General features: G+C 69.9%; 16 protein-coding genes, 1 tRNA gene and 1 pseudogene. 5 read left to right on the top strand and 13 right to left on the bottom strand.

Going from position 1 to position 18,010, the window contains the following annotated elements:
* Positions 1–65 precede the first annotated feature (65 nt).
* Genes ABS64_RS04410 through ABS64_RS04435 form a run of 6 tightly spaced genes read right to left on the bottom strand, consistent with a single transcriptional unit; the run spans position 66 to position 7,169 of the window.
* On the bottom strand, positions 66–1,799 hold the full coding sequence (locus tag ABS64_RS04410; RefSeq protein WP_292681221.1) for a protein kinase: 1,734 nt from the start codon (positions 1,797–1,799) through the stop codon (positions 66–68).
* A complete protein-coding gene (locus tag ABS64_RS04415) occupies positions 1,796–3,256 on the bottom strand; it encodes a penicillin-binding protein 2 (RefSeq protein WP_292681224.1) in 1,461 nt (486 codons plus the stop codon). Before ABS64_RS04415 ends, ABS64_RS04410 begins: the two co-directional genes overlap by 4 nt.
* Positions 3,253–4,644 (bottom strand): FtsW/RodA/SpoVE family cell cycle protein, encoded by a 1,392-nt coding sequence (locus ABS64_RS04420; RefSeq protein WP_292681227.1) that lies wholly within the window; start codon positions 4,642–4,644, stop codon positions 3,253–3,255. Before ABS64_RS04420 ends, ABS64_RS04415 begins: the two co-directional genes overlap by 4 nt.
* The gene (locus ABS64_RS04425; RefSeq protein ID WP_292681230.1) at positions 4,641–5,879 is read right to left on the bottom strand and encodes a PP2C family serine/threonine-protein phosphatase; all 1,239 of its coding nucleotides are present in this window, start codon (positions 5,877–5,879) and stop codon (positions 4,641–4,643) included. The genes ABS64_RS04420 and ABS64_RS04425 overlap by 4 nt, the downstream gene beginning before the upstream one ends.
* 10 nt (positions 5,880–5,889) lie before the next feature.
* Entirely contained in the window at positions 5,890–6,441 is a 552-nt protein-coding gene (locus ABS64_RS04430) for an FHA domain-containing protein (RefSeq protein ID WP_292681233.1), read from the bottom strand.
* A complete protein-coding gene (locus ABS64_RS04435; protein WP_005054740.1) occupies positions 6,438–7,169 on the bottom strand; it encodes a DUF3662 and FHA domain-containing protein in 732 nt (243 codons plus the stop codon). Before ABS64_RS04435 ends, ABS64_RS04430 begins: the two co-directional genes overlap by 4 nt.
* A 208-nt stretch (positions 7,170–7,377) precedes the next feature.
* Here ABS64_RS04435 and ABS64_RS04440 point away from each other — a divergent pair.
* A tRNA-Leu gene (locus ABS64_RS04440) sits at positions 7,378–7,461 on the top strand.
* A gap of 83 nt (positions 7,462–7,544) precedes the next feature.
* On the opposite strand, the gene ABS64_RS04445 is transcribed toward ABS64_RS04440, so the two are convergent.
* Positions 7,545–8,213, bottom strand: a complete 669-nt coding sequence (locus tag ABS64_RS04445; protein ID WP_292681235.1) for a GntR family transcriptional regulator — start codon at positions 8,211–8,213, stop codon at positions 7,545–7,547.
* 491 nt (positions 8,214–8,704) lie between these two features.
* Complete coding sequence (locus tag ABS64_RS04450) at positions 8,705–9,391, bottom strand: GntR family transcriptional regulator (RefSeq protein WP_292681238.1); 687 nt, start codon at positions 9,389–9,391, stop codon at positions 8,705–8,707.
* A 59-nt stretch (positions 9,392–9,450) separates the two neighbouring features.
* Between ABS64_RS04450 and ABS64_RS04455 the strand changes: the two genes are divergently transcribed.
* On the top strand, positions 9,451–10,476 hold the full coding sequence (locus ABS64_RS04455; protein WP_363331266.1) for an MFS transporter: 1,026 nt from the start codon (positions 9,451–9,453) through the stop codon (positions 10,474–10,476).
* Between the two features lie 189 nt (positions 10,477–10,665).
* Positions 10,666–11,412 (top strand): SDR family oxidoreductase, encoded by a 747-nt coding sequence (locus ABS64_RS04460; protein WP_061683402.1) that lies wholly within the window; start codon positions 10,666–10,668, stop codon positions 11,410–11,412.
* A gap of 45 nt (positions 11,413–11,457) precedes the next feature.
* Here ABS64_RS04460 and ABS64_RS04465 read toward each other — a convergent pair whose 3' ends face one another.
* A complete protein-coding gene (locus tag ABS64_RS04465; RefSeq protein ID WP_288119219.1) occupies positions 11,458–12,108 on the bottom strand; it encodes a GntR family transcriptional regulator in 651 nt (216 codons plus the stop codon).
* A 208-nt stretch (positions 12,109–12,316) separates the two neighbouring features.
* Here ABS64_RS04465 and ABS64_RS04470 point away from each other — a divergent pair, with 208 nt between their 5' ends.
* On the top strand, positions 12,317–12,523 hold the full coding sequence (locus ABS64_RS04470) for a cold-shock protein (RefSeq protein WP_028496198.1): 207 nt from the start codon (positions 12,317–12,319) through the stop codon (positions 12,521–12,523).
* 181 nt (positions 12,524–12,704) lie between these two features.
* On the opposite strand, the gene ABS64_RS04475 is transcribed toward ABS64_RS04470, so the two are convergent.
* From ABS64_RS04475 to ABS64_RS04490, 4 genes and pseudogenes are all read right to left on the bottom strand, one after another.
* A complete protein-coding gene (locus tag ABS64_RS04475) occupies positions 12,705–13,400 on the bottom strand; it encodes an HAD hydrolase-like protein (RefSeq protein ID WP_288119223.1) in 696 nt (231 codons plus the stop codon).
* Between the two features lie 20 nt (positions 13,401–13,420).
* The gene (gene nucS, locus ABS64_RS04480) at positions 13,421–14,113 is read right to left on the bottom strand and encodes an endonuclease NucS (RefSeq protein WP_288119225.1); all 693 of its coding nucleotides are present in this window, start codon (positions 14,111–14,113) and stop codon (positions 13,421–13,423) included.
* A 44-nt stretch (positions 14,114–14,157) separates the two neighbouring features.
* Positions 14,158–15,496, bottom strand: a pseudogene (locus tag ABS64_RS04485) (DUF222 domain-containing protein).
* Between the two features lie 83 nt (positions 15,497–15,579).
* On the bottom strand, positions 15,580–16,812 hold the full coding sequence (locus tag ABS64_RS04490) for an MFS transporter (RefSeq protein WP_288119229.1): 1,233 nt from the start codon (positions 16,810–16,812) through the stop codon (positions 15,580–15,582).
* Positions 16,813–16,920: 108 nt separating this feature from the next.
* Here ABS64_RS04490 and ABS64_RS04495 point away from each other — a divergent pair, with 108 nt between their 5' ends.
* Positions 16,921–17,970, top strand: a complete 1,050-nt coding sequence (locus ABS64_RS04495; RefSeq protein ID WP_288119231.1) for a substrate-binding domain-containing protein — start codon at positions 16,921–16,923, stop codon at positions 17,968–17,970.
* The last annotated feature ends 40 nt before the right edge of the window (positions 17,971–18,010 follow it).

The following is an 18,010-nucleotide window of genomic DNA, read 5'->3' on the forward strand; positions in this document are numbered from 1 at the left end:
CCCTCCTGTGCGACCCCTGGACCCTTACGCCCGCGACCCCCACCCCGAGGACGCGGGCCGCGCTCTCAGGGAGCGACCGGCGTGCCCGTGGGCGTGCTCGTCGTCGGGATCGGCGCCTGACCCTCCTGGGAATCCGGGCTCGTGCGGTCGCCGCACTGCGCGCTGTACTTCACGAGGATCAACGATCCCGGCTGCACGTTCTTGTCGGCCGTCACCTGAAGGCTCCGCGGCGCGGTGGGCGACTGATACGTCGTGCTGTTGTTCGCGTTGAAGGTGCCGTTGATGACGGTGAAGTTGTACGCGGTCACCGACGATCCGGCCGGGCATCCACTGAACGCCTCCCAGGTCACGGTGAAGGTCTGCGACCCCTTCGGGTCGTTCGTCACCGTCGGCGGGTTCGGCGTGCCGATCGGGCTCATCTCGTCGTAGAAGGTGACCGTGATGATGGTGCCGAGTGGAACATCGCCGCGCGTGGGGTTGGTCTGGTAGATCTTTCCGACCTGGTCCTGGCTCGGCGCGGCCGAGCCGCGCTCGCATGTCACGTCTACCTTGGCAGCCTTGGCGGCGGTCTGCGCCTCGTCACACGTCTTGCCGATGAGCTGGAGGCTGTCGATGGCCACTGTCGTGGGACTCGCCGAGGGTGACGGGGGCGTCGCGGAGCGGCTGGGCGTCGAGGATGTCGAGGAACTCGTCGTCGGCGCGGGCTGCGCGCCCTGATTCGCGAAGAGGGCGAACAGGGTGCCGCCGAGCACGATGAGCAGCAGCGCGATGAGCGCGACCAGCGGCCACGTCCACGGGCTGCGCTTCTTCTTCTGTGGCTCGTCCGCGGCGTCGGCGGCCGCGACGGCGCCCACCGCGCCCGCCGTCGGCAGCAGACGTGTGGCCTCCTGGGTCGCGACGCCCGGCGTGAGGAGCTTGGTCGCCTCGTCCATGGCCATGCCGCCGGCGATCGCCGGGACGATGGCCGCCGCGCCGGCGACATCGCCGCGACGAAGTGCGGTCGCCGCGCGGGCGACCGCCGAGGCGGTCGCGGGACGGTCCTCGGGCTTCTTCGCGATCATGCTCATCACGAAGTTGCGCACCGGTTCGGCGATGGTGGCGGCCAGCGGCGGCGGGGTGTCGTTGATCTGCGCCATCGCGATCGCCACCTGCGACTCCCCGGTGAAGGGACGCTTGCCGGCGAGGCACTCGTACGCGACGATCCCCAGCGAGTAGATGTCGGTCGCAGGGGATGCCGGGTGGCCGGACGCCTGCTCGGGCGACAGGTACTGCACGGTGCCCATCACCTGGCCGGTCGCCGTCAGCGGCACCTGATCGGCGATGCGGGCGATGCCGAAGTCGGTGATCTTCACGCGGCCGTCGGGGGTGATCAGGAGGTTGCCGGGCTTGATGTCACGGTGGACGAGACCCGCCGCGTGCGCGGCCTGCAGGGCCGCGGCGGTCTGCGCGACGATGTCGAGGGTCTTGTCGGTGGACAGCGAGCCCTCGCGCTCGAGGATGGTCGACAGGGCTTCCCCGGGGACGAGCTCCATCACGAGGAAGGCGGAGCCGTTCTCCTCGCCGTAGTCGAAGACGCTCGCGATCCCCTCGTGGTTGACGAGCGCCGCGTGGCGGGCCTCGGCACGGAAGCGCTCCAGGAAGCCCGGGTCGCCCATGTACTCGTCTTTGAGGATCTTGATCGCGACGGTGCGTCCGATCACATGGTCGGTGGCGTCCCAGACCTCACCCATGCCGCCGATCGCGATCCGCGAATCCAGCTCGTAGCGTCCACCGAAGCTCACACCCTGTGTCGGTCTCATCTGCTCAGCACCGCCTCCATGACTTTCTTCGCGATTGGAGCCGCGATCCCGTTGCTCGTGCCGGACTGCCCGAGACCTCCGCCGTTTTCCACCATCACGGCGACGACCACTTTCGGGTCGTTGGCCGGGGCGAAGCCCGTGAACCAGAGAGTGTACGGATCCGAAGGTCCGTGCTCGGCGGTACCGGTCTTCCCGGCCACGTCGACCCCGTCTATTGTTGCACCGCTGGCCGCGCCGTCACGGACATTGGAGATCATCAGCGAGGTCATCGTCGCGGCATCCGTCGTGCTCAGCGCGCGACCCAGCTCGGTGTCGGCGAACGTCTCCTGCACGGTCAGATCGGGCGCCACGACGCGGTCGACCATGCGCGGCTTCATGACCATGCCGCCGTTGGCGATGCCGGCGGCCACCATCGCCATCTGCAGCGGGGTGGCGGTGACGCTGCCCTGCCCGAACCCCGTCAGGGCGACCTTGTCGGCCGAGAGGGCGCCCGTCGGGTATGCCGAGGTGACGACGCCGAGCGGGATGTCGATGCTCGCGTTGTTGAAGCCGTACTTCTCGGCTTCGGCGCGCAGCGCGTCCTGACCGAGGGCGACGGCGAGCTGCGCCATCGGGATGTTGCAGCTCAGGCGCAGGGCGGTCGCGATGGTGACCTGATCGCCCGGGCCGCACGTGTTGCCGTCGAAGTTGCGGATCGAGGTCGACGTGCCCGGCAGCGTGTAGGTCGCGGGGTTCGGGAAGGTCGAGTCGGGCGTGAACTTGCCCGATGCCAGCGCTGCCGAGACGACGACGAGCTTGAAGGTCGACCCGGGTGGGTTCAGCGTGCCGATGGCGCGGTTGTCGAGCGGGTTGACCGCGGCGTTCATCAGCTGGTCGTAGGTCGTGTTGACCTGCTGCGCGTTGTGCACGGCCATCACGTTGGTGTCGTAGCTCGGGCTCGTGACCATCGCGAGAACGCGCCCGGTCTTGGGCTCGAGGGCGACGACGGCGCCCTGATAGGTGCCGAGCGCGTCGAAGGCGGCCTTCTGGATGGCCGGGTCGAGGGTGAGCAGCACGTTGGAGCCGCGCGCGGGCTGCCCCGTGATGATCTGATCGACGCGCGAGAGGAACTGCGAGTTGGCGGTGCCCGAGAGCTCCTTGTTCATCGCCTGCTCGAGTCCGGTCACCGAGTTCAGCAGCGGGTTCATGTAGCCGGTCACCGGCGCCCACATCTGGGGGTCGGCGTACTGGCGCTGCCAGGCGTACACGTCGTCGCTGGGCACGGAGTCGGCGATGACGGTGTCGCCGGCGATGATCGACCCGCGCTGCACCTCGAACGAGTCGTAGAGCGCGCGCTTGTTGAGCGGGTTCTCGCTGAGATCGCCGGCCTGGACGACCTGGATCCAGCTGGTCGCGCCGAACAGGGCCACGAACATGGCGAGCATGATCAGCGACAGCCGTCGCAGTTCGCGGGTCATCCGATCACCACCCGGGGGCGCGAGCGCACGGCATCCGAGATGCGCAGCAGCAACGCGACGACGATCCAGTTGGCCACCAGAGACGATCCGCCCGCCGCGAGGAACGGGGTCGTCAGCCCCGTCAGGGGGATGAGTCGGGTGACGCCGCCGACCATGATGAACACCTGGAGCGCGATGGTGAACGACAGTCCGGTGGCCAGCAGCTTTCCGAAGTCGTCCTGGCCGGCGATGCCGATGCGGATGCCGCGACTGGTGAACACCATGTACAGGCAGAGGATCGCGAAGACGCCGATGAGCCCCAGCTCTTCGCCGATGCTGGGGAAGATGTAGTCGCTCTGCGACAGGGGGGTCAGCCCCGGGCGGCCCCGGCCGAGGCCCGTGCCGAGCAGGCCGCCCTCGGACAGGCCGAAGATGCCGCTCACGAGCTGATAGCTGCCGCCCGCGCTGTCGATGACGGCGGGGTTGAAGGCGTCCAGCCAGTTCTGGAAGCGCCCTCCCACGTAGCTGAGCACCTGCGAGGCGATGAGGGCGCCGCCGACGGCCAGCAGCAGACCGAGCACCGCCCAGCTCGTCTTGCCCGTGGCGACGTAGATCATCGCGATGAACATGCCGAACATGAGCAGACCCGTGCCGAGATCGCGCTGGAAGACGATGATCGCCATCGAGGCGAGCCAGATGAGCAGGAGCGGTCCGAGCTCGCGGGCACGCGGCCACGTCATGCCGAGGAAGCGCGTACCGACCGAGGTGAGCGCCTCGCGCGTGCGCACGAGGTAGCCGGCGAAGAAGATGGCCAACGCGATCTTCGCCAGCTCGCCGGGCTGGAAGGAGAAGAGGCCGCCGATGGAGATCCACACATCGGCGTTGGCGTCGGTGCCCAGCCCCGGCACGAAGGGGAGCACGAGCAGCAGGATGCCGACGAAGCCGAAGACGTACGTGTAGCGGAACAGCACGCGATAGTTCTTCAGGAAGATCACGATCGCGACCGCCGCGGCGCTCGCGATGGCCAGCCACACCAGCTGGCGGGTCGAGAGGGCGTCCCACCCGGTGCTCTGGTCCTCGATGTCGATGCGGTAGATCATCGCCAGGCCGAGACCCGACAGCACGGTCGCGATGGGGACGACGAACGGGTCGGCTTGCGACGCTTTGAAGCGCAGCACGATGTGCAGTCCGAGCACCAGCACGGTCAGTGCGCCGCAGTAGTAGAGGAACGTCCAGTCGATGTGGCCGAGCGCGCCCAGCTGCACGAGGGCGACCGCGGCGCCGTTGATCGCGAAGGCGAACAGCAGCAGACCGAGTTCGCGGTTGCGCTGCGTCTGCGGCACCCGGAGCTTTCGCAGCGCCTTCACGACCGTCGTGTCTGCCTGGACGGTGTCTGTCGCCGAGCTCATCGTTGACCCTCCAGAGTGGTGCGCAGGGTGTCGACGATCTGCTCGGCGTCCGAGAGCGAGCGCGCCGAGATCGTCGAGGTCACCGCGAGACGCTGGTAGAAGGGCAGGTCGTTCAGCACGATGCCCGTGTCCTCGTAGACGGACGACAGCGAGATCGGGCCGATGTCCTGCTGGATGCCGCGGTAGATGACGACGGTGTCGGCATCGGCGCCGACGAAGTACCGCGTCTGGGTCCAGCCGTAGGCACCGAGAGCCGCTGCCGAGAGGGCGGCGAGAATCGCGATCAGGCCGACGACCCACCAGATGCGCCGACGGCGGGCACGTCGGCGGTCTTCCTCGATGAGTTCCTCGAGGAACTCGGCGGCGGGCTCGAAGTGCGTCGGCTCGTTGGCGGCCTGGCGGGCGGTGTGCAACCAGCTGGTGCGCCCGGGGCGGGCGGCCGGCACGTCGACGCCCTGCGGGTTGGACGCCGAGCCGACGATCGTCGCGGTGCCGCTGAACATCGGGTGGCTGCCGCCGACGTCAACGATGACGACGGTGACGTTGTCGGGGGCTCCGCCGTCGAGCGCCTGCTTGAGCAGGAGATCGGCGGTGCGGCCGGGCGGATAGTGGTGGCCGAGCACCTTGCTGGTGTGCGCGTCGTCGACGACCCCGGAGAGGCCGTCGGAGCAGAGCAGCCAGCGGTCGCCGGGCTGCGTCGGCATGATGAACGTGTCGACCTCGGGGTCGGGGTCCATGTCGCCGAGCACGCGCATGAGCACGGACCGCCGCGGGTGGTAGCGGGCCTCTTCGGGAGTGATGCGACCGGAGTCGACGAGCCGCTGCACGAAGGTGTGGTCGGTGGTGATCTGGGTGAGCGCATCGTCGCGGTAGAGATAGATGCGCGAGTCGCCGATGTGGGCGATCACGGCGTAGTCGTCCACCATGATGAGGCCGCTGACGGTGGTGCCCATGCCCGCGAGCTCGGGCCGTCGTGCGACGGTGTCGATCAGCACGCCGGCGGTCGAGGAGATGGCTTCCTGCAGCGCCTGCTCGGCCTCCGCGGTCGAGGCGTAGGGGTGATCGAGGTTCTTCAGGCGGTGGACGGCGATGCTCGAGGCGACATCACCCCCGGCATGACCTCCCATGCCGTCGGCGACGACGAAGAGGTTCGAGCCGGCGTAGCCCGAATCCTGGTTGTTGGAGCGCACCTTCCCCGTGTGGGAGATGGCGACGCTCGATCCCTCGAAGACCATGAGAGGCGGGCTACTTCCTCAGCTCGAACGTCGTCGCGCCGACCTTGATCGGTGCTCCCACGCGAACGGGAACCGGCGTACTCACGCGGGCACCGTCGTGCCAGGTGCCGTTGGTGGAGTCGAGGTCCTGGATCATCCACTGGTCGCCCCACAGCAGCAGGCGCGCGTGGTGGCTGGAGGTGTAGTCGTCGCGGATCACGAGACCCGACTCGCTCGAGCGGCCGATCGTGAGCGCCTCCGAGCCGAGCGGAAGCTCGAGGCCGGCTTTCGGGCCGCTCGTGATCACGATGCGTGACACGACATCGCGGGTCGCCTTCTGCGGGCCGCCCGCGTTCGGCGCGGCGGCAGGAGTCGCGGGGGCGATGGGTGCCGTCGCCGCCTGGGCGGCGGCGGGCGCGGATGCCGCGGCTGCGACGCCCACGCCGGCGGCCGCGGGTTCGGCGAGCTTTCGCACCTTGACGCCGAAGAGGTCTGCGCGCAGGGAGTAGACGACGGCGAAGACGAAGAACCACAGCAGGATCAGGAAGCCGATCTGCAGCAGCAGGAGAGTCAACTCGCTCACGCGGGTCCTCCGATTCCAAAGGCGCGGGTCGCGTCGGCGGCAGAGGTCGTGGGGCGGGGGGGCGCGGCCTGTGCGATGACGCGGAAGACGATGTCGGTGCGGCCGATCGTGACCACCGAGTCGGGGGGCAGCGGCGCTTCGGCGATCTTCGTGCCGTTCAGCTGCGTGCCGTTGGTCGAGCCCATGTCGCGCACCATGGCGCGCTCGCCGTCCCAGAGGATCTCGACGTGACGACGGCTGGTCCCGGCATCCGGGATCGTGATGTCGGCGTCGCTGCCGCGCCCGATGACGGTGCGCCCCTTCGCGAGGGTGTGCGAGGCTCCGGCGATCTCGACGACGCCGCGCCAGGCGACCTGGCCGGCCGCGGTCTGCGAGGCGACGCGCAGCGTGCCCGTCGAGAGGGTGGGGTCACCGGCCAAAGCGATGGTGACGGGACCGGCGAAGCTGAACCCCTGCGCCTTTGCGTGGGCGTCGACGAGGGTGTGCAGTTCGGAGTCGAGCGCGCTGCCCAGACCCAGCATGCGCTCGGCATCCGCCGGCGACATGCGCACCTCGAAGGTGTTCGGGGCGAGAATGCGGTCGCGGCTGACGACAGCAGCCTTCGCGTCGAGTTCGCTGCGCAGGGCGGCCGCGATCTCGACGGGCTGAATGCCGCTACGGAAGGACTTCGCGAACGCGCTATTGACTGCGCGCTCGAGTCCCTTCTCGAAGCTGTCCAGTAGTCCCACAGGGCTCCTCAGGATCGCCGACCGGTGCGTACATGCTAGTTGCACAGGCTGAGCAGACGCGGAACGCGCCGAGCTGGCGCGCGCTCAACGACCGGGAGGTGGCCGGGCCCGTGCGTGGAGCGAGGCAGGCACAGCCGAGTCGAAACGGGTCTCGGGGCGTGATATCCTTGGGAAGTTGAATCCGTGAGATCTTCGGATGTCGCGGCTCGCGCGAGTGGCGGAATAGGCAGACGCGCTGGCTTCAGGTGCCAGTGCCCGAAAGGGCGTGGGGGTTCAACTCCCCCCTCGCGCACAGGACGTGCGAACGAAGAGGCCGGGCCGGACATCAGATCCAGGCCCGGCCTCTTCGTCGATGTACCCCCGGCCGAACGGGCCTCACGGGTGCGCGGGCCGTGCGGCGCCGGGCGTGACGCCGTACAGCCGCCGGATGGTCTCTTCGGCGCCGGCCGCATCGCGCGCCGAGATCCGGTCACGCAGCAGCTGCCAGTTCTCGCGGCGCGGCGCGGCCTCGGCCCGGACCCCCGACCATCCGCGCATATTGCGTTCGACGACGATCGAGGTCTCATGGATGATCGTGTCGAACACACTGTTGCCGGTCGCCCGCGCAGCGACGATGCCCAGGCGGGATGCCGCGGAGAACACACCGGCCGCGTCGCCCGTGTCGATGCCCGCCAGTGCCGCATCGACCGTGGCGACGAGGTCGGCGAGATCTTCGTCGGAACAACGCGACACCGCGAGGCTGAGTGCATTGCCGAGGAAGTAGGCGGCGAACTCACCGGTGTCGCGGCGCAATACGTCGCTGGGAGCGGTGACACGCGTGTAGCGGCCGACCGCGATCTCGACGAGCCCGAAGCGCTCCAGTCGTTGCAGTGCTTCTCGGACGGGTGTTCGCGACACGCCCAGCTGCTGGGCGAGCTCGACATCGCGGAGGCGATGTCCGGGAGGGAAAGTGCCGTCGGCGATCGCCGCGCCGATGCGCGCGTAGATCTCGTCACTCAGGATCATCCCGCTGACGAGCTCGATCGGGGCGAGGGTGGCACTCATTTGGAACGAATGGTACGTCGCCGCACCCGGCCGCGACAGGGGACGCCGCTGCGGGCCCACGCTCAGACGCGCGGCCGGACCAATGGTGCACCCGCGGCGAACGCGTGCACTGCGAATCGAACGCCCATCCGCTCGTAGGCGGCGGCGTTCGGGTGAAGCCCGTCATCGAGGTCGGCCATCTCGGCATCCGGGAGCAGACTCCGGCGTCGAGGAAGATGAGGCGCGGATCATCCGCACGCGCGGCGAGCACCCTCGAGACGGCGTCGCGCACGACACGGAGATTCATCGCGCGACGACGAGCTGGGAGCGCTGGGACTCCCTCCTCCCCGATGGCAGCGTGAACCCCGGAGAGAGCTCTGCGCGCCGCGTACGAGGCTCCGGACGGCATCGAGGTGGACATCGCGCCGACGCTGAGCGGGCGGGCGGAGCGCGTCGGCGTCGTCGGAACCATGGCACCGCCCACCGTCGGAAGGTGACGCGGCGGCGAGACCTCAGCCCGCCGTTGCCGACTCCACGATCGACAGACCTCGCCCGCGCAGCCGCAGGCGCTCCTCCGACAGCGATGCGAGCAGGCGGTCGCGCGTGCCGCGGCCGTGTGCGACGACGAGCTCGTGCGCGCGCTCGGCATCCCGGGCAGCGACCGCGGCCACGATCTCCCGGTGCTCGGCGGCGGCGTGGGCGCGGGAGGCGGCGCTGCGCACCTCGAGCCAGCGCGTGCGGCTGAGGCGCACGAGCGTGCCGGCGATCGCGTCGACCAGGAACGGATTGCGCGACAGTCGTGCCAGGGCGACGTGGAAGTCGCTGCCGTCGCGCAGTACGGCGTCGGCGTCGTCGTGCTCGCTGCCGGCACGGGCGATCGCGCCGAGGCTTTCCAGTTCGGCGTCGTCGGCGCGGTCCACCGCGAGTGCGACGACGGCGGTCTCGAGCGCCTCGCGGTACTCCATGAGCGCGCGGATCTCGCTGAGGTCGATCGGCGTCACGCGCCAGGTGCGGTCATCGCGCCGTGTCAGTCCCTCGTTCTCGAGGCGCATGAGGGCGGCGCGGATGGGGGTGCGCGACGCGCCGAGCATCGACTCGAGTCCGCGTTCGCTCAGCCGCTCACCCGGCAACAGGTCGAGGGACAGGATGGCGGCGCGCAGGCGCTCGTACGGACTGCCGGTCTCGGGGGAAGTGGTCACGTCGCTCCTCTGGTGTACCAGGGTGGTATACCAGAGTGTACCCGACGGAGGATCAGACGATGCCGAGCACGAACACGACGACAGCGACGCCCACGCGGGCGTGGGTGATGCTGGCGCTGGGGGTGTTGGCGCAAGCCGCCGGAACCCTCCTCGTCTCGGCGCCGGCCTACCTGATCCCGCTCCTGCACACTCAGCACGCCATGCCCCTCGCTCAGGCGGGTCTGCTCGCATCGGCGCCCACTCTCGGCATGGTGTGCACGCTCGTCGTGTGGGGCGTGCTCACCGACAGGTACGGCGAACGGCAGATCATCGCCGGCGGGCTCGTCCTCACCGCCGTGTTCTCGCTCGCTGCCGCCGCAGCGAGCAGCGACGGATATCTCGTTCTCGGCGTGCTCCTCGCCTTCGGTGGCGCCGCCTCGGCCAGCACGAACGCCGCGAGCGGTCGCGTCGTGATCGGCTGGTTCCCGGTGCAGCGCCGGGGGCTCGCGATGGGCATCCGCCAGATGTCCCAGCCGCTCGGTGTCGCCACCGCTGCGCTGACGGTTCCACCGCTGGCCGAGGGCGGGCTCGCCGCGCCCTTCGTCGTCGCCGCGGGGGTGACCGGCGCGCTCGCCGTGCTCTGCGCGTGGGGCATCCGCAATCCACCGCGCCCCGCGCGCCGCATCGGCCCGGCGGATGCCGCGACCAACCCCTATCGCGCCAGCGCGTTCCTCGTCCGCATCCACGTGGCCTCGGCTCTGCTCGTCGTCCCGCAGTTCGCGCTCTCGATCTTCGGCCTCGTGTGGCTGGTGACAGCGATGGGATGGAGTGCGGCGGCGACCGGCGCGCTCGTGGCGGCGTCGCAGTTCGTGGGCGCGCTGGGCCGGATCGTCGTCGGCCGCCTCAGCGACCGCGTCGGCACGCGCGTCGGCGTGCTGCGGTGGGTGGCCGGCGCCGGTGTCGTGGCGATGGCGGCGCTCGCAGTCGCCGGCGCCGTGCACGCCGACGCGCTCGTCGGCGTGCTGTATCTCGTCGCGTCCACGATCGCGGTCGCCGACAACGGCCTCGCGTACACGTCGGTGGCCGAAGCGGCCGGACCCTTCTAGTCGGGTCGCGCCCTCGGCATCCAGAACACCGGGCAGTTCGTCGCGGCGTCGGCGGTCGGCCCGCTGGTCGGGTCGCTCGTCACCCTGGTCGGCTACCCCCTCGCCTTCGCGCTGGTCGGCGCGACGCCGCTCGCCGCGCTCGCGATCACTCCGCGCCGAGACCGCGGCATGCACGGTTAGCGTGGTGTCATGAACGACCCGCATCGCTCCACCGTCGTCGTCTCCGGTGCCGGCACCGGTATCGGCCGTGCCGCCGCCCTCCGCCTCGCCGCATCCGGTCGCCACGTCACCCTCGTCGGCCGCCGGCGGGCACCGCTCGAGGAGGTCGCCGCCCACGATCCGTCGTCGTTCCTGGTCGCGGATGCCGATGTCAGCAGCCCCGACGGTGCACGCCGCGTGGCCGGTGCCGTGCGAGAGGCGGGACTCGGCTGCGCGGGCGTCGTCGCCTCCGCCGGGGGCAACGCCCCCGCGGCGTCCGACGACAGCCTCGAAGCAGTCCGCGATCACTGGCGTGCGGGATTCGACCTCAACGTGATGACCGCGGTCCTGCTGGTCGAAGCGCTGCGACCCGCGCTGGAAGCCGACGGGGGACGCGTCGTGCTGCTGTCGTCGGTCTCGGCCCTGCGTGGCTCGCGGACCGGTTCGTACGGGGCGTCCAAGGCTGCCCTGCACGCGTGGATGTTCGATCTCGCCGCGCAGCTGGGCCGCTTCGGCGGCACCGCCAACGTCGTCGCACCGGGATTCGTGCCCGGGACCGAGTTCTGGGCGGGGGTCTCGGACGACGTCGTGCAGAACCGCATCGCGCAGACCCTCGTCGGCCGGGTGGGCACGGCCGAGGAGATCGGCGGGATCATCGCCTGGCTGCTCGGTCCGGATGCCGGGTGGGTTACCGGCCAGATCGTCTCTGCGAACGGCGGCATGGTGCTCGGACGCTGAACGCCGCCGGTCACTCGGCATCCGCCGACTCGCATCGGCGCGGGATCAGTGCAGATCGTGGAGCCGTCGCAGCGTCTCCTCGGCGCCGCGACCGTCGCGCTCGGCGAGCTGGCGTCGCAGCGCGTCGAAGAGGTCGACGCGACCGGCCGCTGCCGTGAGGAACGGGTCCCAACCGCGCAGATTCCGCTCGATCGCCAGCGCCACCTCGCGAACGACGCCGATGAACACCGTGTTGTGGGTGGCGCGGGTCATGAGCTCGAACATCTGCGTACAGCGGGAGAACAGCGACGCGATGTCGCGGTGCGCCGCGCTGTCGACGACGGTGCCGGCCACCGCGACGATGTCGTCGAGCTCGTCGTCGGTGGCGTTGGCGAGCGCGAGACGGATCGCGTTGCCCATGAGGTAGGCGGTGAACACTCCGGTTTCGCGTCGCACGCGCTCGTCGGGCACGGACACGCGGGTGTAGCGCCCGACGGCGATCTCGACGAGGCCGAAACGCTCCAGACGCTGCAGAGCCTCTCGCACGGGAGTGCGCGAAATGCCCAGCTGTGTCGCGATGTCGACGTCGCGCAGCCGTTCTCCGGGCGCGAGGGAGCCATCGACGATGGCCGCGCCGATGCGCGCGTAGACCTCATCGCTCAGGCTCACGCCAGTGGTCAGATCGTTGTGATCGATCGGGTGTAGATAAGCAGACATCTTGGTGAGACGGTTCGGGTCATCTCAGAGACGAGTGTACGGCCGCCGCCGCCCGCCGCGGGAGCGTGTCAGGCTTGCCACCTTTGGCTGTGTTCTTGCAACGTTTGTGTCACCTTGTCTCATCTGATACTGCGCGAGGCCATGCCGACCGTTAGCGTGGAGCCCGTCGGCGCACTCGCGTCGTCATCGCACGTCAGTAAGGCAGTTCATGAGCACCAGCGGTACCGTCAAGTGGTTCAACTCGGAGAAGGGCTTCGGGTTCATCGCTCCCGATGAGGGCGGCGCTGACGTCTTCGCCCACTACTCCGCCATTCAGTCGGGCGGCTACCGCTCGCTCGAGGAGAACCAGCGCGTCGAGTTCGAGATCGCCCAGGGCCCCAAGGGCCTGCAGGCGGAGAACATCCGACCCCTGTGAGTTCGACGGCCCGCTTTCGAGCGGGCCGTTTTCACGTCGGAACGAGCCGTCGTCCGCACCTTGTGTGACGGCGGCTCGTTCGTCGTGAGCGAGGATCACTCCAGATCGAGCCGCACGATGTGCTCGGCGCCGACGGCGGCAGCGGCGATCGCCGCGCAGCGCCCCTCTTTCTCGGCCGAGCTCAGTCGGCGTGAGACGCGGACTCTTCGTCGATGAGCAGCAGTGCCCGCAGCTGCGCCGCATCTTCCACGGCGGCGGACGCGCCATCGGCCTCGTGTGGCCAGCTGAAACCCCAGCGCACGAAGATCACCGGCACCCCCTGTGCGGCGCCGCCCTCGACGTCGTGGTGACGGTCGCCGATGAGGACCGGACGGCTCGTGTCGACTCCGGCCGCGTGTAGGCGGCGGAGGGCTTCGGCGACGATGTCGGACTTCGACGCGAGCGTCTTCTCATCGGGGGTGGAGCCCACCATCGCCGTCATGTGCGGCGCCAGGTCGAAGTGCTCCATGAGGGCGACGACCTGCACCTCCGGCTTCGAACTCGCGGTCGCCTGAGCGATGCGTGCGGTGTCGAGGTCGGCGATGATCTCGGCCACTCCCGGGTAGAGCCGCGCTCCCGTGGTGTACCCGTCGGCCTTGCCGAGGGTGCGGTAGTACGCGACGGCCTCGGTGGCCTGTTCCGGTGTCATGCCGACGTTGTCCTGGAACGAGTTGAACATCGGCGGACCGATCCAATGCACGAGCTCGTCACGCGTCGGCGCGGGCTTGCCGAAGTGCTCGAGGGCGGTCGTGAGACGGCGGAGAATGCCGTCGGAAGCATCGACGAGGGTCCCGTCGACGTCCCAGAGCACGCACGTGAAAGGGGATCGCATCGTCATGGGTCCAGCCTAGGGTGCTGTCAGAACAGTCGCGGCGCGCCCGATTCGACGCCCTTCATACCCTCGTAGTCGAGTGTCACGCAGCAGATGCCGCGGTCGCCGGCGAGCGTCTTGGCTTGCGGTTTGATCTCCTGGGCGGCGAACACTCCTGCCACCGGCGCGAGGTGGGGGTCGCGGTTGAGCAGCTCGAGGTACCGGGTGAGCTGCTCAACACCGTCGATGTCGCCGCGGCGTTTGACCTCGACCGCGATCGTGCCGCCGTCCGGGTTGCGCAGCAGCAGATCGACGGGGCCGATCGCCGTCGGGAACTCCCGGCGCACGAGAGTGAGACCCTCCCCGATCACGTCGACCTGCTCGGCGAGCAGCCGCTGCAGGTCGGCCTCGACACCGTCCTTCTGCAGGCCGGGATCGACGCCGAGCTCGTGCGACGAGTCGTGCAGCACCTCGTAGATCCGCACGAGCAGGGCATCGCCGGTCTTCGCGTGGGTGACCCGCCAGTGTTCGATCACGCCGGCCGACGCCGACTCGGCATCCGGCGCCTCGACGCTGAGGGTGCACGGGGGGCTCATCCAGTTGAGCGGGGCGTGCTGGATGTCTCGATGGAACGCGACGGTCCCGTCGGCCTTGATCATGATCAGGCGAGTCGCCAGCGGAAGATGGGTGTTCAGCCGTCCGGAGTAGTCGACGGAGCAGCGGGCGATGATGAGACGCACCCGTCCAGTCTCGCAGGGCGCGCGGGGAGAACCCGCGCGGTCGCTCAGAAGGGTGGCACGGATTCCGCTGGTGCATGCGGTGGTGGGTCGACCGTGAACGCCACGAGGGGGACGGGGGCGTCTTCTCGGTAGACCCGTCCGGTGGGTGAGGTCCATTCGAGGATGCCGCCGGGGTGTTGTCGCACTCTCCAGGAGGTGAACTGCTTCATCGAGTGGTGCCGCTGACACAGGTGGGCGAGGTTCCAGAGGGCAGTGGGGCCGCCCTGCGCGTGGTCGACGGTGTGGTCGATCTCGCAGCGGATCGCGGCCCGTCGGCATCCGGGGAACCGGCAGTGCTGGTCGCGGGCGCGGAGAAATCGGCGCTGCGACTGTGCGGTGCGGTACCGATCGACGGCGAGGACGGTCCGCTCTACCGGGTCGGTGAGGATCCGGGTGAGCGTGGGCGCGTTTGCGGCGAGAGCGCGGGCGGTGTCGGCGTCGACCGGGGTACGTCCGACGAGGTCGGCGGGTCCGTCGTCGGCGTCGAGCAGGGTGAGTGCGGGGACGATGACCTGAACCTGCGCACGGATCGCGCCCAGGGCCCCGGGCCGGTCGCCGACCGCGCTGGGGTCGACGGTCGGGCTGCCGGTGAGCAGCATGTCGCTGAGCACGTCGGCGCGAATCTGAGCCATCGTCCGCGTATCGCCATCGCCAACGCCGTCGCCCTCGTGATGGCGGCTGTCGGCGATCACCATCGCCTGCTGCGTAAGACGGTCGAGGATGCCGTGGGCGATGACCGTCGGCACTGTCGCGACGAGGTCGGACATGCCATCAGCCCCGGGGATCACCCGGACCCGGCGGCACGCGCTCGCCGTGCGGTGGCGCTCGGTGAAGGAACGCTCCGCGGTGCGTTCGGCGAGAATCTCCACCGCCGCCCGCACCCGGTTGGGCGTATCCCCCTCACAGAGCCGGATCGCCTCCGCTTCGAACTCCGCCCGCCGCTCGGCGGGAACGAGCCCGCCGGCATCCACGATCACCCGCACATGACCACGCGTGATCCGCTCCGCCTCCCACGCGTCGAGGGTCGCGGGGTAGCTTTCGACGAGTTCACGCGCCTCACCGATCCGCTGCTGCACCGTCCGATCGGTCACCCGCAGCACCCCACCCAGCTCCGCCGCGATCGAGCGCAACACCATGTCGTGCTCCCGCACCGACCCCCGCCTGTGCCGCCGCCTCCCGCTCCGCGAGCTGACCCGCCCGCGCCAGCACCCGCACCTCCGCGACCTGCGCCGCCGTCACAGCGCGAGCCACCGCCTCAGTGTCCGCAACGAGACCCGACAGTACAGCCACGAACCGGCCGCCGCTGTCGGTCTCGATGACGCCCCCCGGCGCGATCTCCGTCATACCCCGAGTGTACGGCGACCTTCGGACATTTGTTCGATCTACCCACAGGTGACCCTCGCGGCATCCCGGGGAGAGCGACCGCCTCAGTGGTGGCCCGCGCCCACCTTCGACCCCGCGATCGGCTTGGCGGCGCCGGATGCCAAGCCGCTCATGGCGATGAGCCCGACGATGATCCAGAGGGTGTTCAGGATGCCGATCTGGTGGCTGACCCAGCCGAGCACCGGCGGTCCGCAGAGGAAGGCGACGTAGCCGATGGTCGCCGCTGCGGAGACGGACGCCGCGGCCCTGCGAGGATCGTCGGCCGCAGCCGACATGCCGAGGGGGAAGCCCAGCGACGCGCCGGCGCCCCACAGGGCGACGCCGATGAAGGCGATCGGAATGTTCGGCGCGAGAATGAAGACGACCAGGCCCACCCCGGCGGCCACCGACAGGGCGCGCAGGGTCCACACGCGACCGATGCGGTCGACGAGCGGGCCGCCCACCGCGCGGAACACCGTCATCGCGACGGAGAAGACCGTGAGGAAGACCGCTCCGGTGGCCTCCGACCCGTTGTGACCGTCGACGACCGCGATCGTCAGCCAGTCGTTCGCACTGCCTTCGGCGAAGGCCATGCCGAGGATGATGGCGCCGATCGCGTAGGTGCGCGGATCGCGCCAGACCTCGAGCGCGGCGTGCAGACGCTCACGGCGCGCCGGAGACGCGGCATCGGGGTCGACCGTGACCTGCGCCTGCAGGGGGATGGATCGCAGCGCGTTGGCCGTGATCACGAGCCAGACAACGGCCACGGTGCCGAGGTGCCACGATGCACCGACGCCCCAGGCCGTCATCGCGACGCCGATACCGGCGCCTGCGACGGTGCCGAGGCTGAAGAACGCGTGGAAAAGCGGCATGAGAGTGCGCTCGAACGCCTGCTCGACCTCGGCCGCCTCGACGTTCATCATGACGTCCGTGGCGCCGAAGCACAGGCCGAGGGTCGCCAATCCGATCACCGTCAGGGGATAGGACGACAGCGCGTCCACTCCCAGCGCGGCCAGGAACAGGCCGATGGCGATGCCCACGATCGTGACGGACAGTCCGCGCTTGGCGCCCCAGCGAACGACCACGACGTTGGCCGACATCACGCCGATGAGCGAGCCGACACCCATGGCGAACAGCAGGATGCCGACCTCGAAGTCGTCGATCGCGAGGTTCTGCTTGACGGCCGGCAGCCGCGACGCCCAGGACGCGAAGGTCACGCCGCACAGGAGGAACAGCGTGAAGATCGAGGTCCGCCAGCGGACGAGCTGGCGGCGGTCGAGGCGGGAGCGTGAGATCACCCCCTCACTGTATCCACATTTCTCGAATCGATTCGATGCCTCGACGACGAGCGCGCCACATCCCCGATCCCCGGCCCGAAACGATTCGACGCGGGTTAGCATCGGGGAGTGACGAACCGCCGGGCCACCATCGCCGACGTCGCCCGCGTCGCGGGCGTCTCGCCGTCGACGGCCTCCGTCGTCTTCAGCGGCAAGACCCCGGTCTCGGACACCACGCGACTGCGGGTCATCGAGGCCGCCGACTCCCTCGGCTACACCGGGCCCGACCCCCGCGCCGCCTCGCTGCGTCTGGGCCGCAGCGGCATCGTCGCCGTCGTCGTCGGTTCATCCTTGAATTTCATGTTCGTCGACCCCGTCCAGCGACTCCTGATGGACGGGCTCGCCGAAGCCGTCGCCCCCCTCGGTGCGGGCCTCCTCCTCCTACGCCGCGACGCCGAGCTCGACATCGAGAACGCCCCCACCCTGACGACGGCGTCCATCGACGCCGCGGTGCTCATCGGCTGCGATGGGTCGCTCCGCGCGTCGCTGCCGATCGTCCAGGCCCGCGGCATCCCCGTCGTGGTGGTCGAAGGAGACGCCGGCGAGGGCATTCCCCGCATCGCTCTGGACAACCGTGACGCGCAGCGGCGGGCGGCGCAGCACGTCCGCGATCTCGGCCACACCCGCGTCGCGATCGTCACGCTGTGGCAGGACGCCGCCGGCACGGTCGGGTGGATCGCGCCGGACGCCGAGATCGCGGTCGACGTGACGCGCGATCGTCTTCAGGGAGCTCGTGACGTCTTCCCCGACGCGCCGGCCTTCGCGTGCGCGGGCAGCTCCATCGACGACGGATTCGCCGCGGGGCGCGTGCTGTTCGCCGACCCGCGCACCCGGCCCACCGCCGTCATCGCGCAGAGCGACCTTCTGGCCGCCGGTGTCATCCGCGCCGCCGAGGATGCCGGTCTGCGCGTGCCCCAGGACGTCAGCGTCACCGGGTTCGACGGCGTTCCCGTCGACGGGCTCGCCCCCTACGAGCTGACCACGCTCGTCCAGCCCGCGACGGTCAAGGGCCGCGCGGCAGGCGCCGCGATCGCTGCGATGCTCGACGGGCGTGAACCGGAGTCGGTCGACCTCACTTCCACATTCCGCATCGGTAATACGACCTCGCGCGCCGGGTGACACCAGGCGCCCGGTAGACTGGCCTTGCGACCCCCGCGAC

Origin of the sequence: Microbacterium sp. SCN 69-37, from assembly GCF_001724435.1 — a bacterium.
Lineage (GTDB): Bacteria > Actinomycetota > Actinomycetes > Actinomycetales > Microbacteriaceae > Microbacterium > Microbacterium laevaniformans.